19 protein-coding genes are annotated in these 14,286 nt (G+C 65.7%); 14 read left to right on the forward strand and 5 right to left on the reverse strand.

What is annotated here, in order from left to right; translation table 11 throughout:
* Positions 1-175: 175 nt before the first annotated feature.
* From VJ811_RS11155 to grxD, 3 genes are read left to right on the forward strand one after another with little or no spacing between them, the layout of a single operon-like run.
* Positions 176-502, forward strand: coding sequence for a DUF1476 domain-containing protein (locus VJ811_RS11155; RefSeq protein ID WP_324072342.1), 327 nt, complete (start codon positions 176-178; stop codon positions 500-502).
* 10 nt (positions 503-512) lie between these two features.
* Positions 513-746 carry a BolA family transcriptional regulator gene (locus tag VJ811_RS11160; protein WP_324072343.1) on the forward strand — a complete coding sequence of 78 codons (234 nt, stop codon included), beginning with the start codon at positions 513-515 and terminating at the stop codon, positions 744-746.
* A 49-nt stretch (positions 747-795) separates the two neighbouring features.
* The gene (gene grxD, locus VJ811_RS11165) at positions 796-1,128 is read left to right on the forward strand and encodes a Grx4 family monothiol glutaredoxin (protein WP_324072344.1); all 333 of its coding nucleotides are present in this window, start codon (positions 796-798) and stop codon (positions 1,126-1,128) included.
* A 66-nt stretch (positions 1,129-1,194) separates the two neighbouring features.
* Here grxD and VJ811_RS11170 read toward each other — a convergent pair whose 3' ends face one another.
* The 3 genes from VJ811_RS11170 to VJ811_RS11180 all read right to left on the reverse strand — a co-directional run bounded on the left by VJ811_RS11170 (position 1,195) and on the right by VJ811_RS11180 (position 2,586).
* Positions 1,195-1,569: a glycine zipper 2TM domain-containing protein gene (locus tag VJ811_RS11170; protein WP_324072345.1), complete on the reverse strand. Its 375-nt coding sequence runs from the start codon at positions 1,567-1,569 to the stop codon at positions 1,195-1,197.
* A gap of 134 nt (positions 1,570-1,703) precedes the next feature.
* A complete protein-coding gene (locus VJ811_RS11175; protein WP_324072346.1) occupies positions 1,704-2,153 on the reverse strand; it encodes a globin domain-containing protein in 450 nt (149 codons plus the stop codon).
* A 34-nt stretch (positions 2,154-2,187) separates the two neighbouring features.
* A complete protein-coding gene (locus tag VJ811_RS11180; RefSeq protein WP_324072347.1) occupies positions 2,188-2,586 on the reverse strand; it encodes a group III truncated hemoglobin in 399 nt (132 codons plus the stop codon).
* A 102-nt stretch (positions 2,587-2,688) separates the two neighbouring features.
* Between VJ811_RS11180 and VJ811_RS11185 the strand changes: the two genes are divergently transcribed.
* Complete coding sequence (locus VJ811_RS11185; protein WP_324072348.1) at positions 2,689-3,126, forward strand: Rrf2 family transcriptional regulator; 438 nt, start codon at positions 2,689-2,691, stop codon at positions 3,124-3,126.
* A 6-nt stretch (positions 3,127-3,132) separates the two neighbouring features.
* Here the strand turns inward: VJ811_RS11185 and VJ811_RS11190 are convergent, their stop codons facing one another.
* Positions 3,133-3,834 (reverse strand): anti-sigma factor, encoded by a 702-nt coding sequence (locus tag VJ811_RS11190; protein WP_324072349.1) that lies wholly within the window; start codon positions 3,832-3,834, stop codon positions 3,133-3,135.
* Positions 3,831-4,319: an RNA polymerase sigma factor gene (locus VJ811_RS11195; protein WP_324072361.1), complete on the reverse strand. Its 489-nt coding sequence runs from the start codon at positions 4,317-4,319 to the stop codon at positions 3,831-3,833. Before VJ811_RS11195 ends, VJ811_RS11190 begins: the two co-directional genes overlap by 4 nt.
* Positions 4,320-4,721: 402 nt before the next feature.
* Between VJ811_RS11195 and VJ811_RS11200 the strand changes: the two genes are divergently transcribed.
* The 10 genes from VJ811_RS11200 to VJ811_RS11245 all read left to right on the forward strand — a co-directional run.
* A complete protein-coding gene (locus VJ811_RS11200; protein ID WP_324072350.1) occupies positions 4,722-5,963 on the forward strand; it encodes a S8 family serine peptidase in 1,242 nt (413 codons plus the stop codon).
* 94 nt (positions 5,964-6,057) lie between these two features.
* Complete coding sequence (locus tag VJ811_RS11205; protein WP_324072351.1) at positions 6,058-6,918, forward strand: hypothetical protein; 861 nt, start codon at positions 6,058-6,060, stop codon at positions 6,916-6,918.
* A gap of 432 nt (positions 6,919-7,350) precedes the next feature.
* Complete coding sequence (locus VJ811_RS11210; RefSeq protein WP_248459766.1) at positions 7,351-7,719, forward strand: BlaI/MecI/CopY family transcriptional regulator; 369 nt, start codon at positions 7,351-7,353, stop codon at positions 7,717-7,719.
* Complete coding sequence (locus VJ811_RS11215) at positions 7,716-9,389, forward strand: M56 family metallopeptidase (RefSeq protein ID WP_324072352.1); 1,674 nt, start codon at positions 7,716-7,718, stop codon at positions 9,387-9,389. Before VJ811_RS11210 ends, VJ811_RS11215 begins: the two co-directional genes overlap by 4 nt.
* A 135-nt stretch (positions 9,390-9,524) precedes the next feature.
* The gene (locus VJ811_RS11220; protein WP_324072354.1) at positions 9,525-10,442 is read left to right on the forward strand and encodes an MBL fold metallo-hydrolase; all 918 of its coding nucleotides are present in this window, start codon (positions 9,525-9,527) and stop codon (positions 10,440-10,442) included.
* On the forward strand, positions 10,427-11,212 hold the full coding sequence (locus VJ811_RS11225; RefSeq protein WP_324072355.1) for a hypothetical protein: 786 nt from the start codon (positions 10,427-10,429) through the stop codon (positions 11,210-11,212). The genes VJ811_RS11220 and VJ811_RS11225 overlap by 16 nt, the downstream gene beginning before the upstream one ends.
* A complete protein-coding gene (locus VJ811_RS11230; protein ID WP_324072356.1) occupies positions 11,209-11,856 on the forward strand; it encodes a DUF4230 domain-containing protein in 648 nt (215 codons plus the stop codon). The genes VJ811_RS11225 and VJ811_RS11230 overlap by 4 nt, the downstream gene beginning before the upstream one ends.
* A gap of 66 nt (positions 11,857-11,922) precedes the next feature.
* On the forward strand, positions 11,923-12,633 hold the full coding sequence (locus VJ811_RS11235) for an adenylate cyclase (RefSeq protein WP_324072357.1): 711 nt from the start codon (positions 11,923-11,925) through the stop codon (positions 12,631-12,633).
* Positions 12,634-12,704: 71 nt separating this feature from the next.
* A complete protein-coding gene (nadA, locus tag VJ811_RS11240) occupies positions 12,705-13,694 on the forward strand; it encodes a quinolinate synthase NadA (protein ID WP_324072358.1) in 990 nt (329 codons plus the stop codon).
* A 129-nt stretch (positions 13,695-13,823) separates the two neighbouring features.
* Positions 13,824-14,286 (forward strand): DUF2853 family protein (locus VJ811_RS11245; RefSeq protein ID WP_324072359.1); only part of this gene is annotated, 463 nt, incomplete at its 3' end.

A 14,286-nucleotide genomic window follows, 5' to 3' on the forward strand; every position in this document is an offset into this window, starting at 1 on the left:
CCGATGCGACACCGGCAAGGCGGAAACTTTATTGCTGCGGTGCGACCCATTCCCTTGGGACGAAACCCTAAACCCTTCGCAGGCGAAAGGGAAGTGATCTGCCGCACAGGCGGCTTGCGCCGCGGGGATGCGCGACCTATCTGCGGGGAGGACATTCCATTCGGACGAGGACAAAATGAGCGGATTCGACGATCGTGAACGCGCCTTCGAGGCAGAATTTGCACGCGACCAGGAGGTGCAGTTCCGGATCATCGCGCGCCGCAACCGGCTCGTCGGCGAATGGGCGGCCGAGCGCATGGGTCTGACCCCGGAGGAAACCGATGCCTATGCCAAGGCGGTGGTGCAGGCCGATTTCGAGGAAGCGGGCGACGAGGACGTCATCCGCAAGCTCGCGGGCGACCTGACGGCGGCGCAGGTCGAGATCAGCGACGCCGAAATACGGTCGGTGCTGAACGACAAGACCGCCGAGGCGCGGCGCCAGTTCATCGACAGCCAGAACTGAGGCGATTGCAATGGGTATGCGCGAGGATGATTTGCGGGCGATGATCGTCGCGGCGTTCCCCGATGCCGAGGTCGCGATCACTGACCTTGCGGGCGACAACGACCATTATGCCGCGCATGTCGTCAGCGAATCTTTTCGCGGCATGACCCGCGTCGCGCAGCACAAGGCGGTCTATGCCGCGCTCGGCGGACGCATGGGCGGCGAACTTCATGCCTTGCAATTGACGACCGCCGTACCTTCATAGGGGCATATCCATTTTTTTTCGGCGCGCCAACGCCGACCGGAGACACGACATGACCGACCCCGCCACCCACGACCGCATCGCCAAGCTGGTCGCCGACAATCCTGTGCTGCTGTTTATGAAGGGTACGCCCCTCTTTCCGCAGTGCGGCTTTTCCTCGCGCGCGATCGCGATGCTCGACCGCCTCGGCGTCGAATATGAAACGGTCGACGTGCTGCAGGACATGGAAGTCCGCCAGGGTATCAAGGAATTTTCCGACTGGCCGACGATCCCCCAGCTCTATGTGAAGGGCGAATTCGTCGGCGGATCGGACATCATGATGGAAATGTGGGAAGCGGGCGAGCTTCACACGCTGATGACCGGAATCCCGGCGCGCGCCGAGTAAGCGTCCGTCGAACCTAAAAAAGGGCTGGCGGTTTTGCCGGCCCCTTTTCATTTTCGCTTACGGGACTTAACGGCAGCGCAACTCGCCGCGATCGATTGCCCGGCCGAGCAGCGCGCCACCGGCCGCGCCTGCGATCGTGCCGACCGTGCGATCACGTCCGCCGTCGAGTTCGCGCCCAACAAGTGCGCCGACCGCGCCACCGATAATCAGGCCCGTGGTGCCGTTGTCGCGGCGGCAGTGATATTGGCCGTCACGGCTGCGCCAGATCCGGTCGTCGCTGGAAAGCCTGCGCGGTTCGTAATAGCGCCCATAGCTGTCATAGATTGCGCGATCCTTCGCGCGTTTGCCGTGGGCCGGCGCCCAAGGTGGCGGATCGGCGTAGGCGGTGGTAACGGGCATGGCGACAGCGGCAAAAAGGGCCGCAGCAATAATTCGTTTCACGTCAATGCTCCTGTATGGCGTTTCATATCATAAGTGCGGCAGTTGGAACACGCGATGAACGATCGGGTTCCCCCGGCGGGGTCTTACGGCTGCTCTGCCCCATTTTCGCCGAATGAAAACCGAGGTCCGGCGGTTCAAGCCGCCTCAGCATCCTCATACGCCTGCGCCTCGGCGGCGATCAGGATGTCGGCGAGCATCCAATAAGCCTCGCCCCACGCCGCGAGCACCTCGTCGGTCGCGACCTCCGCGCCCAGTACATCGCGGATCGCGGGCAGCAGGGCTTCGGCGACATGGGGATAATGCTCCGGCTTCACTCCGGTTTCGATATGCCGGGCGACCATGCGCGACACAGCGGTTCCGAGGTTCTGCAGCTTGTCGATGTTTTTCGCATAGGCGAGGATCGCCGCCGCAAGGCGCTTCGGCTGCTCGCCGCTCGTCTGCGCGGCGCGGTCGAACATCGCCTCGATATCCTTGCTTTCGAACAAGCGAGCGTACATCGCGGTGGTGATCGCGAGGCCGTGCTTTTCGAGGGCGGGGGCGGTGGCCTTGACGACCTCCATCGCGTGGGCGGAAGCGGTACGCATATGATATCCTTTGGTCTGAGGGGGAGGGGAGGCTTCAGGCGGCGCGGCGACCGGCGGGGTCGTCCAAGCGGAAGAAAAGCGCGAGCTGGAGGCTTTCGGCGATGCGTGCTGCCTTCGTCTGCAAGGCGGCCGCGGCGGCGGGCACCAGCAGCTCGTCCGTGGTGTCGGCCCAGATCGCGAGCCAGCGGTCGAACATCGCGGGGGTGATCGCTTGCCTGTGCTTCAGATGCTCGGCGACCGGGCTGCCCTTGTAGCGCCCGCTGGTCAGCATCACCGACGACCAGAAGGCGACGAGCTTTTCGAGATGGCCCGGCCAATCATGCACCGCGGCATTGAACAGCGGGCCGATGTCGGCGTCGGCGCGCACGCGGTCGTAAAAGATGGGGATCAGGCGCTCGAGCGCGGCTTCATCGATCTGACCGTCCTGTTTCACGACTCGCTCCAATCATGCATTTAACGCGCATGTATGATCGCAATTTGAAACATGCAACAAAAATACATATTATGGGGCGACCGACATTTTCGAAGGATCAGGATGCGCCTGACGCGCTACACCGACTATGCGATGCGCGTGCTCCTCTATGTGGGCGCGCAGGATGACGCGCGGCTGTGCCCGATCTCGGAGATTGCGCGCGCCTATGGCATTTCGCAGAACCATCTGATGAAGGTCGTCAACGATCTGGTGAACGCGGCTTATCTTGAAAGCGTGCGCGGGCGCTTTGGCGGGATCCGGCTGGCGCGGCCAGCGGCCGAGATCAATGTCGGCGCGGTGGTGCGCCATACCGAGGAAGGCTTCGACCTCGTCGATTGCGCCAGCTGCATCATCGCGCCGGCGTGTGGGCTGACGGGCGCGCTCGCCGAGGCGCTGGCGGCGTTTATGAAAGTGCTCGACGGCTACAGCCTTGCCGACCTGCTCGCCAAGCGTGCGAATTTCGCGGCGCTGTTCGGCATCGACCAACCGGCCGGCACCTGAAAGACGTCAGCGGCGTGCCCAGCCCTTGTCGCGCGCCTGCCGTTCGGCCGCGGCGTCGAGCGGATCGCCCGTCATCATGTTCGCGGCTGCGGCGGCGAGTTCGCCCGACGACGCCTGGCGATAATCGGTGCCCGCCTGCCCCTGCATCGTCCGTTCAAGATGCCAGCCGCCGTCGTTGCGGCAGCCGATACCGTCCAATGACTGGCTTTCGAAACTGCGGCAATAGCGGCCAGCCTTGTCTTCGAAGCTGAGACCGATCCGCACCGCCGCATTCGTCGCTTGATTCGAGGCAAGCTGCGTGTCGAGCGCCTCGGCAAGCGGACCCGCGGCGATAATCGCGCCATTTGATTCCGTGACGCTTGCGGGCGGCATCCACGGCCGCAGTCCGAGGGTCAGCCCCAGCGCGAGCGAGGCTGCGATTGCGCCCCAATGGATCGGTGCGAAGCGCATTCGCTTTGCCTCGCGGCGTCCGGCGAGGCTGTTATCGACCTTGTCGGACGGCGCGAGCAGCGCACGGAGCCGCTCGGGCACCGCTTCATCGATCACGGGGGCATAATGCGCCTGTAACTGGGCTTTCAACCTACGCTGCCGCGCGATTTCGGCCGCGAGGGCTGGGTCGCTTGTCGCTTCGCGCTCGATGCGGCGTGCGGTCAGGTCGTCGAGTTCGCCGTCGACAAAGGCGGCGACGGTGGCGGGATCGAAACTCATGCGGCCTCTCCCAGCCAATGCATCAATGTTTCGCGCCCGCGCGCAAGGCGCGAGGTGACGGTGCCGATCGGCAGTTCCAATATTTCGGCGGCCTCGCGGTATGCATAGCCTTCGACGAGGACGAGCATCACGACTTCGCGCTGTTCGTCGGGCAGGCGCGCCATGGCGCCATCGACATCGCCGCGCAGCGCGCCGGCCTCGACCTCGGCCGCACCGTCGCCGGCGATCTGCGTGGCGGCGTCGTCGATCGGCGTGTGGATGCCGCGGCGCCCCGCCGCTCGGCGATCGTCGATCCAGAGGTTGCGGGTGATGCGGTACATCCAGCTATCCAGTCTCGTTCCTTGTTGCCACTGTTCCTGCGATTTCAATGCGCGCTCGATCGCCGCCTGGCATAAATCGTCGGCGTCGCTGGCGTCGCGCGCCAGTCCGCGCGCAAAGCGGCGCAGACGGGGCAGCAATTCGACCAGTTCCTCTTCGAAGCGCATTTTCGCCTCAGGGTCCGAACCCATCCATTGCGCATTCGAGGCGTCGAAATGGCAAAGATATAGGCTTCGCGTGGCCGCCGCAGATGGTGGTTCCATCTGCAAGGCCGCGCGGGGCCGATATCGAAGCCATTTCGGCGTCCCTTCGGGATTTGACCGATTTTGCCCATGGCTGCGTCATCGAGTCTTGGAATATGATCATATGCCTGCGCCTCGCTTCCTTGCCCTGAGCAAAATCGCTTCAAACCTCGAATGTGCAATGGATGGGTTCGGACCCTCATTATTCGAGGAAGAAACGAGTGGCTTCTATCGTTTCTTCCGTACCATGCTAAATTTTTTCGGGAACCGGTTGAGACGCCGATCCTTGTGAGACTTGCGATGCGATTTTTGACGACATCATTGGCAATGCTTTGCTTCCTGCTCGGCGGGACCGACGCGCGCGTCGCGGCGCAGATTGCGCTGCCGCAAGTGCAGCTTCCCGATGCCGCGCGCACGCTGCCGTCGCTGCCCGAGGTCGATGCGGGGCGGCTGGCCGGGATCGGTGAGCAACTGCTGGATGTCCGCCTCGATCGTATCACCGCGCTGGTCCGCGGCAATCGCGACAGCATCGAGCTTGACGAGCGCGGCGAACCCGCGGTGCGCGGCGTCCTTGTCGCGAGCGGCGTCGATGCGGCGATGATCGCGCGGGCGGGCGAGGCGGGGTTCGCGCTGATCGACCGCGAGCGCATAGAAGGACTCGATCTCGATATCGCCCGTTTTCGCGTGCCCGACGGGCGCAGCCTTGGCCGGGCGCGCAAACAGCTTGCGAAGCTGCTGCCGGGTGCCGAGGTCGATGTCGACAATCTTTATTTCGCGAGCGGGCCGGGCGGCCTGTTACCGGGCGCGGCGCTCGCGGCCGCCCCGGACGGCGGCAAGGCGAGCCTCGGGCTGATCGATGGCGGCGTCGCGGCGCATCCGTCGGTTGCAGGACGTGTCGAACAGCGCGGCTTTGCGAAAGGCGCGCCGTCGGCGAGCCGCCATGGCACCGCGGTGGCGTCGCTGCTTGTCGGCAGCGGCGCGGTGCAGGGCGCGGCGCCCGGCAAGCGCCTGCTTGCGGCCGATGTCTATGGGACCGACGCGGCCGGCGGCAACGCCAGCGCGATCGCGCGTGCGCTCGGCTGGCTCGCCCAAAGCGGCGTTGCGGTGACGACGATCAGCCTCGTCGGCCCGGACAACAAGCTGCTGTCCGCCGCGGTCAGCCGCGCGCAGCAGCGCGGGATGCTGATCGTCGCGGCGGTCGGCAACGACGGCCCTGCCGCACCGCCCGCCTATCCGGCTTCGTACAAGGGCGTGTTTGCGGTGACCGGGGTCGACGCGAAAGCGCGCGCGTTGCCCGAGGCCGGGCGTGCGCTGCATGTCGATTTCGCTGCCCCCGGCGACGCCGTGCTCGCGGCGACGGGGGCGGGAAGCAGCGACCGGCTGCGCGGCACGTCTTTTGCCGCACCGCTCGTCGCCGGACGGCTTGCGCTTCGTTATCCCGCCCCCGCGATCGATCGCATCGGGTCCGCCGTCGCGGCGCTCGTCATGGAGGCGCGCGATCTGGGCAAGCAGGGGCGCGACAAAATCTATGGCCACGGCCTGATTTGCGGGACTTGCGGAGGCCGCTGAGCCCTCCCCGGAATTTTTCGGAAGAAAATCGAACGCGCCATCGTTCTCTCTCCAGGCCCACCCCCTCCGGGCCGCAAACTCAGGAGTTAGGACAATGGCAAATCGCATCTTCATTTCGGCCATCGCGCTCGCCGCGTCGGCCATGGCTTTTTCGGCTCCGGCCACTGCGCAGCTGCTTGGCGGCAGCGGCGGCGGCTTGGGCGGCGGCTTGGGCGGCAGCCTCGGCGGCACGCTGGGCGGGACGCTCGGCAGTCCGACCGGCCCCATCGGCGGCACGCTCGGTTCGGCTGGCGATCTGACCGGTTCAGGCCGCGGCGACGCCCAGGTCGATCGCCGTTCGGGCCGCGTCCAGGGCAGGGGCAACGCCGATGCAAACGGCAAGGGCTCCGTTGACGGCAACGGCAATCTGCTCGGCAACACGATCGGCGGCAACGCCAATGGCTCGGGCAATGCTTCGGGCAGCGGCAGCCTCGACGCGCAGGCGGTGGGGACCGATTTCGTCGGCAGCACCGCGCGCGGCACGGTTGCTACTGCAAGGGGCGCTGCTTCGACCGCAACCGGCACCGCGCGCGGCGCGGCCGGGACTGCCCGTGACCGGACCGGCGCCGCACTGTCGAACGTCTCGGGCAGCGCCAGCGGCGCTGGATCGGTCGCGGGCAGCTTCCAGGGCAGCCTCGGCCAGCTCGCCGCTGCGGGTAGCGGCGCGGCCAATGGCGCAGGGATGTTCGCGGTCGAACCCGGCATGGCGGTCACCGACGCGCGCGGCAAGGTGATCGGCTATGTTCAGGAATTGCGCCAGACGGGCGGCGGCGTCGTGCAGGCGGTGACGGTCGAGGTCGGTGACCGCGTCGCGACGCTGCCCGCGGCCAGCTTTGCCGGGTCGGGCGACGTCCTCGTCACCGGCATGACAAAGGGCCAGCTCAAGAAAACGGCCGAGCAGCAGGAAGCCGAATAAGCAAGATGGGGAGGCCGCCGTTCGCGGCGGCCATATTCTTCTGGGCGGGCCGCGTTGCGGCCCGTCCGTTTTTTCGTTCGGGTGAAAAGCTTCCGGGGGGGCGGGGCCTTTCGGCCGCTCCGCCCCCCGTCTGCATCGGGGGCAAGTGGGGTTTTCCCGGGTGGGGGCAGGGGACATCAGGGACCAGACCGATGCCCCCCACCGCTCCATTTGAGCGGAACACTCGGGAACATTGGATATTATACAATTGCCGTGCCAATTTACGGCGTTCGCCGATTTTGGCGCGCGACGCTGGTTAGCGATTCCTTACCGGGATCGCGCACTGTCAAAAATCCCGACACTTCGATGTTCAGCTTCGTTCAGGAAGCGTTCAGCCCATTGACTACATTTGTAGTCGTATCGGTGACGACGACGCCAATGGGAGGGGTCCGCATGGCAGAACGAGCAAGCGAGTCAGAGATGCAGGTGCTGTCGGCGCTGTGGGAAGAAGCCCCGCAGACCGCCGCCGACCTGACCTCGCGCATCGGCAAGATCAACGGCTGGACGCAGGCGACGGTGAAGACCTTGCTTGCGCGGCTCGTCCAGAAGGGCGCGGTCACGGCGGAGGCTGATGGCCGGCGCTATCTTTATAGCCCAGCGATCGAACGCGCCGACGCTGTCGGCGAGGAATCGCAGCGCTTTGTCGATCGCCTGTTCGGCGGCCGCGTCAGCCCGCTGATCGCGCATCTCGCCGACCGCGAGGCGCTGACCGACACCGACATCGCCGAAATCGAGGCATTGCTGAAAAGGCTCAAGTCGTGAGCGCCGCGATGCTGCTCCAGGCGTGGGCCGACACGCTCGTCACCACGGGCATTCTCGTCCTCTTGATCCTGATCGTGCGCAAGCCCTTTGCGCGCCATTTCGGCCCGCGGCTGACCTATGCGCTGTGGGCGGTGCCCGCGCTGCGGCTGGTGCTGCCGCCCTTGCCTTTCGCCGACCCGGTGGTCGTGACGCCAGCGCCCGCGGCCGAGATCGCGGTGATGGTGCCGGTGGGCCTGCCCGTCGCGGCGCCCGCGCCGGTCGCCGAACCTTTCTGGTCGCTCGCCGAACTGGTGTCGCTCTTCTTCGCGCTATGGGCGGTAGGCATGATCGCCGTTCTCGTGATCGCAATGGTGTCGCATCAGCGTTTCCGCCGCGCGGTGCTGGGCGAGGCGGTCGAGCTCGAGCCGATCGGCAAGATTCGGCTGGTGATGTCCGACGCGGTCGACGGCCCCGTCGCCTTCGGGCTGTGGCAGCGCTACGTCGCCGTCCCGCACGATTTCTTCGCGCGCTATGTTGCCGAGGAGCGCGCGCTGGCGATCGATCATGAACTGTCGCACCACCGCCACGGCGATTTGTGGGCAAACAGCGCGGCGCTGCTGCTGCTCGCCGCCCAATGGTTCAACCCCTTCGCTTGGCGCGCGATCCGCGCCTTTCGTTTCGACCAGGAAGCCGCGTGCGACGCGCGCGTGCTGACGATGACCGACTGCGACGAACGGGGCGAGCGCACCGCGCGTTATGCGACCGCGATCGTCAAGGCGGCGGTCGGCCCGCGCCTGTCGCTCGCTGCGCCGATGGCGGTCCACGATAATCTGCAGGAGAGGCTGGTTATGTTGACGCAAGGGGATATTTCGAAGCAGCGCGGCCTTGTCGGCCGGTTGCTGATCGGCAGCGCGACGCTGGCCGTGCTTGGTGCGACGGCGACGCTCGTCCCCGCGGGGATCGTCGTGGCGAAGGCGCAGACCGTCGACCTCGGCGAACCGCCTGTACCGCCGGCACCCCCCGAACCGCCGTTGCCGCCCGAGGCACCCGATGCGCCCGGCATGATGGTCTTCACCGAAACGAGCGACGAGGTTGCGACCGACGACGACGGCAAGAAAAAGCGCGAAGTCCACCGCATCGTGATCCGCCGCGATGGGGAGGGCGAGGGCAAGGCGCCCGCGGCGATGGATGGCAAGGACAAGCTACGCCGTATCGAAATCCGGTCCCCCGGCGGCTTGTCGCGCGACGATGTCATCGCGACACTGAAGGAACAGGGCATCACCGGCAAGCGCGCCGAGGCAATCGCCGACAAGCTCGAGGCGAAGCGCAAGGAACGCATCCGCACCGTCATGGCACCGATGCCGCCCATGCCGCCCCTGCCGCCCCTGCCCCCAATGCACGGCACCTGGAGCACGTATGGCAAGGCGATGGTGTTGGGCAAATGCGGCGACGGCAAGGCAGCGCCGATCGTCAATCGTGACGAAAGCGACGGCAAGAAGTTCAGCCACGTCTATATGATCGCGTGCGGCAACACGCCCGAGGCCAAGGCGGCGCGGCTGTCGGCGCTCAAGAAGGCGCGCGAAGCCTTTACCGAAGGCGAACGCGCGCGCGGCCTGTCCGACGACATGCGCGCCAAGGTCGCCGCCGACCTCGAAAAGGCGATCGCCGAGATCGAGAAATCGGGCCACTGAACCCGAACAGCTTCGACGTCGGCCCTTCTCCCCGGTGGGGCCGGCGGCAGGGGCGGGGAAAGGGGGCGGCCCATGTCGCTCCCTTTTTCGCGTTCATCCCTTTTCCTTCGCCCCCCGCGATGCCACATGGGCAGCATGAGCGAAGAAAAGCCCTGGCCCGACAGCATCCGCGCCGGCGAGTGCGAGCAGCATGAGCCGCTGGTGCGCCGCGTGCTTGCGCCCAATCCGTCGCCCTACACCTTCACCGGCACCCAGACATGGATCGTCGGCGCGGGCAGCGATGTCGCGGTGATCGACCCGGGTCCGGCGGGCTCTGGCCTGAGCATTGGCGATCCTGCTGACATCAACGGCACCGGCCATGTCGATGCGATCCTCCGCGCGGTGGAGGGCCAGCGTGTTGCCGCGATCCTCTGCACCCACACACACCGCGATCATTCGCCCGCCGCGGCGCCGCTGAAGGAGGCGACTGGCGCGCCGATCATCGGCTGCGCGCCGCTCGCCTTGCGCGACGACGGCCCGCGCGCCGATTCGGCCTTCGACCCCGATTATGCGCCCGATCGCGTGCTGATCGATGGCGAGCGCATTTCGGGCGACGGCTGGACCCTCGAAGCCGTCGCGACCCCCGGCCATACCTCGAACCATCTTTGCTTCGCGCTTGTCGAAAGCGGCGCACTGTTCACCGGCGATCATGTCATGGCCTGGTCGACCAGCGTCGTCAGCCCGCCCGACGGCGATATGGCGGCCTATATGGCGAGCCTGTCGAAGCTCTACGATCGCCAAGACCGCGTCTATTATCCCGCGCACGGCCCCGCGGTGACCAAGCCGCGGCAACTGGTTCGCGGGATGCTCGGCCACCGCAAGCAGCGCGAGCGGCAGATTTTGCGCGAGCTCGAAAAGGGGGCAAACGTGATCCCCGAGATGGTGAAGCATATGTACAAGGGACTCGACCCGCGGCTGAGCGGCGCCGCCGGCCGCTCGGTGCTCGCGCACCTGATCGACCTTCAGACGCGCGGCGCCGTGCGGGTACAGAATGACGAATGGACGCTCGCCTGATGCTGCTGCCGCTTTTGATCGCCGCCGCGCAGCCCGCCGCCGCCAATCCCATTGTCATCGATCTGGTGGCGGGTGAGGGCGAGAGGAAATGCCTGCCCGACAAGAGCCTGTGCCTCGACGTGCCCGGCAGTGCCGAGGCGAGCGGCGGCGGGCTGGTTCTGAGTGCGCCAGTCAAGGGCGAGGCCGACGATCTGGCGCTGCCTTTCAGCCGCGACGACGGCCAGTCGCTGAGCCTGTGGCCGCATTTGATCGCGGTGCCCTCGCCGGGCGGCGCGGAGACCGGTTCGCGCCAATATCTGATGGGCATCGTCGTCGGCACCAGCACGATGTATTCAGGCGGGGGTGGCAACGGCAGCCGGCTGCATCTGCTGCGCCTCGACACGCTGCCGTCGAATACGCGGCTCGGCGACGAGGTGCTCGATGTCGTCTGGGACAGTTCGCTGATGATCCGCGCCTGTTTCTCCGAAAAGGATATGAAGGACCGGCGCGAGGCGTGCCACGACGAATCTAGCTTTACCGGCTCCCTCGCCGCAGGGCCGGCCGAGCCCGGCGAGCTTCCCGCGCTGACCTATCGCAGCGTCGCCACCGCTTATCCGAAGGGCTCGCGCCGGTCGGGGGATAATAGCGGCCTGCGCCTCAAGGCGAGCGACCTGGTCCACGAAAAAGATCCCGAGTGCAGCTATGAACGCACGCTGCGCTACAACCCTGCGACGTCGCGCTATGAAATGGACCGGCCGGCGCCCGAATGTTCGGATTACACAACACCATGACCACGCCAGCCTCTCCGCCCGCGCCGCGCCTGTTGCCGCGCCTCATCCTGCTCGCCGCCGCCGCACTCATGCTCGCTGCCGTCTGGTGGGCGGTCGCTGTGTGGCGCGATTGGCAGCGTGGCTATGATCCCGAAACCGTCGTTGCGGCAAGCCTACAGGGATTGCAGGAACAGAATGTCCTCGTCCCCTTCACCGCGCGCTATGTCGCGGTGGTGACCTCGACGCAGAGTCGCATGGGGCTGAGCGCGAAAAAGACGCTGATCATGCCGGGCACGGTCCGCTACGAACTCGACCTCGGCAAATTGAAGCAGTCCGACCTCGATTGGGATGCTACCACCAACGCGCTTACCGTCACCTTGCCGCCGCTGCGGCTCGCGGGCCCCGAGATCGATATCGACGCGATCAGCGAATATCGCGACGGCGAGATATTGCTGACGCTGACCGACGCCGAACGCACGCTCGACGCCGCGAATCGCAAGCGCGCGCAGGAAGAATTGATCGTGCAGGCGAAGGGCGCGACGCCGATGCGCCTCGCGCAGGGCGCGGCGCGTACCGCGGTCGAGCAGAGCTTTGCGATGCCGCTGAAGGCCGCGGGCATCGATGCGAAGGTCACCGCACGCTTTGCCGACGCGCCGGCTGGGTAAATAACTGGCCTTTCGCATTTTCGAGGTTGCGCTATTCTTGCCCCCGGTCGGGCAGGGGGAACAGGCATGGCTAGCACCGCAGAGGGCGCCGCGCGCGCCGAGCTTTTCTGGCATCGCATGGCGATCGGCCTCGCGACCTTCATCGTCCTCGGTTTCCTGCAATTCGCGCTGAGGGGGTTTGTCGATCCGGTCGCGGCGCCTTTCTGGGTGCATCTGCACGGGGTGGCGATGCTGTCCTGGCTTGCGCTGCTTATCGTCCAGCCGACGCTCGTCTCGCGCGATAATCTCGCGCTGCATCGGCGGCTGGGATGGATCGGCGCGGGGCTCGCGCTGTTCATCACTTGCCTCGGCATTTTTACCGGCGTCGCATCGCTGGTACTGAACCGTTTCCCGCCCTTCTTTTCGCCGCCCTATTTCCTTGCGCTGACCACCGTCGAATCGCTCGTCTTCGGCCTGATGGTGTGGGCGGCGATCCGGCGGCGCCATACGACAGCGTGGCACCGACGGCTGATGATCGGGGCGACGATCGTCATCCTCGAACCCGCGCTCGGCCGCATCCTGCCGATGCCGCTGATGATCGGCTGGTCGGACATTCCGATCGGGCTGATCCAGCTTGGCGTTGTCGGCATCATCGCGCTGTACGACCGGCGAACGCTGGGCCGCATCCATCCCGCGACAAAAGCGATTGCGGCGATTGTCATCGCGGTGCGCATCACCATCTATCTTTTGGCGATGACGCCCCCTGTCATCGCGCTCGCGGAGCGGCTTACCGGTTGACAGCCGAATTGCCCTGCCGCGGGCAGCGGTGTAGGGGGTGCGCCAAGGCAAAAGCCATATAAGGAAACGCCATGACTGCTCCCATTCGCGAGAATCTCTCGGGCCTCGACCTGCGCGCCGAAATCGAGCGCCTGCGCAAGGAACGCAACGCCGTCATCCTCGCGCATTATTACCAGAAGCCCGAGATTCAGGACCTCGCCGATTTCGTCGGCGATTCGCTCGAGCTGTCGCGCAAGGCCGCCGACACCGACGCGGACGTCATTGCCTTTTGCGGCGTCAAGTTCATGGCCGAAACCGCAAAGATCCTCAGCCCCGAAAAGATCGTCATCCTGCCCGACATGGACGCCGGATGCAGCCTCGAGGACAGCTGTCCGCCCGAACAGTTCAAGCGCTTTCGCGAGAAGCACCCCGACCATATCGCGCTGACCTACATCAACTGCTCGGCGGCGGTGAAGGCGCTCAGCGACATCATCGTCACCTCGTCGAGCGCCGAGACGATCATCAGCCAGATTCCCGAGAGCCAGCCGATCATCTTCGGTCCCGACCGCCATCTCGGCGGTTATCTCAACCGCAAGTTCGGGCGCGACATGCTGCTGTGGCCCGGCGTGTGCATCGTCCACGAGGCATTCAGCGAAACCGAGCTTTTGAAGCTCAAGGCGCGGCATCCCGGCGCCCCGGTCGCGGCGCATCCCGAATGCCCGCCGCACATCGTCGACCATGCCGATTATGTCGGGTCGACGAGCGGCATATTGCAGTTCGCGAAGAGCTTCCCGGGCGACACGCTGATCGTCGCGACTGAGCCGCACATCATCCATCAGATGGAACTCGCGCTACCCGAAAAGAATTTCATCGGCGCGCCGGGCGCCGACGGCAACTGCAACTGCAACATCTGCCCATACATGGCGCTCAACACGATGGAGAAGCTCTACATCGCGCTGCGCGACCTGAAACCGCAGATCGAGATGGAGGAGAGCCTCCGCCTTGCCGCGCGCAAGAGCCTCGACCGGATGCTCGAAATGGCGTCGGGCACGGTCGGCAAGGGCGATCTCGGCAAGCGATAGCCCCGATTTCCCGCCGCGAGGTTTGCTTTCGCGGAAAATGATATAAGTTCCGCCTCCTAAGACGCGAGTCTCGCCCCCCGTGCGAGCGTCCGAAGACGAATCCTTGCGTCTAAGCAGGAGGAAAATCGCATGGCAGAAGATTGGCTGGCGGATGTCAGGAAATATGTCGCGGACGCCGATGAAAATGTGGTGTCGGCGATCGTCAAATATCTCGGCATCGCACTCAGAAACCGCGATTCCTCTCTCGTTTCCTTTACCGACAAAAAAGAAACCGACCGCGTCCGCGAAAACTTCCTCAAGAAGAAACTGGGGCTGACCGACGACGACGCGACGCTCGACGCGGCGATCGCCGGCGTTGGCGAACGGATGAAGGAGGACCGGACCAAGAACCGCGTCACCGTCTATTATCTCCTCGCGCAGCATTTCGGCCTGCTCACCCTCTTTGGCGGCGCGGCTGGTGCCGCGGGCGCTGCCGCGGGGCTCGCCGCCGTCGGCGGGCTGGACAGCGATTCCGGCAAAGACGACGACACTTCGGCCGTCCCGCTGGCAGCAGCGGGCCTGGCCGGCGCATCGGCCATTCCCGCCGCTGCGG

Origin of the sequence: Sphingopyxis sp. (genome assembly GCF_035250425.1) — a bacterium.
Classification (GTDB): Bacteria; Pseudomonadota; Alphaproteobacteria; order Sphingomonadales; family Sphingomonadaceae; genus Sphingopyxis.

Bases quoted from the DNA above. Each gene is read 5' to 3' on its own strand.
- VJ811_RS11155 (WP_324072342.1), top strand. From the start codon at position 176: ATGAGCGGATTCGACGATCGTGAACGCGCCTTCGAGGCAGAATTTGCA.
- VJ811_RS11160 (WP_324072343.1), top strand. From the start codon at position 513: ATGGGTATGCGCGAGGATGATTTGCGGGCGATGATCGTCGCGGCGTTC.
- grxD (WP_324072344.1), top strand. From the start codon at position 796: ATGACCGACCCCGCCACCCACGACCGCATCGCCAAGCTGGTCGCCGAC.
- VJ811_RS11175 (WP_324072346.1), bottom strand. From the start codon at position 2,153: ATGCGTACCGCTTCCGCCCACGCGATGGAGGTCGTCAAGGCCACCGCC.
- VJ811_RS11185 (WP_324072348.1), top strand. From the start codon at position 2,689: ATGCGCCTGACGCGCTACACCGACTATGCGATGCGCGTGCTCCTCTAT.
- VJ811_RS11190 (WP_324072349.1), bottom strand. From the start codon at position 3,834: ATGAGTTTCGATCCCGCCACCGTCGCCGCCTTTGTCGACGGCGAACTC.
- VJ811_RS11195 (WP_324072361.1), bottom strand. From the start codon at position 4,319: ATGCGCTTCGAAGAGGAACTGGTCGAATTGCTGCCCCGTCTGCGCCGC.
- VJ811_RS11200 (WP_324072350.1), top strand. From the start codon at position 4,722: ATGCTTTGCTTCCTGCTCGGCGGGACCGACGCGCGCGTCGCGGCGCAG.
- VJ811_RS11205 (WP_324072351.1), top strand. From the start codon at position 6,058: ATGGCAAATCGCATCTTCATTTCGGCCATCGCGCTCGCCGCGTCGGCC.
- VJ811_RS11210 (WP_248459766.1), top strand. From the start codon at position 7,351: ATGGCAGAACGAGCAAGCGAGTCAGAGATGCAGGTGCTGTCGGCGCTG.
- VJ811_RS11220 (WP_324072354.1), top strand. From the start codon at position 9,525: ATGAGCGAAGAAAAGCCCTGGCCCGACAGCATCCGCGCCGGCGAGTGC.
- VJ811_RS11225 (WP_324072355.1), top strand. From the start codon at position 10,427: ATGGACGCTCGCCTGATGCTGCTGCCGCTTTTGATCGCCGCCGCGCAG.
- VJ811_RS11230 (WP_324072356.1), top strand. From the start codon at position 11,209: ATGACCACGCCAGCCTCTCCGCCCGCGCCGCGCCTGTTGCCGCGCCTC.
- VJ811_RS11235 (WP_324072357.1), top strand. From the start codon at position 11,923: ATGGCTAGCACCGCAGAGGGCGCCGCGCGCGCCGAGCTTTTCTGGCAT.
- nadA (WP_324072358.1), top strand. From the start codon at position 12,705: ATGACTGCTCCCATTCGCGAGAATCTCTCGGGCCTCGACCTGCGCGCC.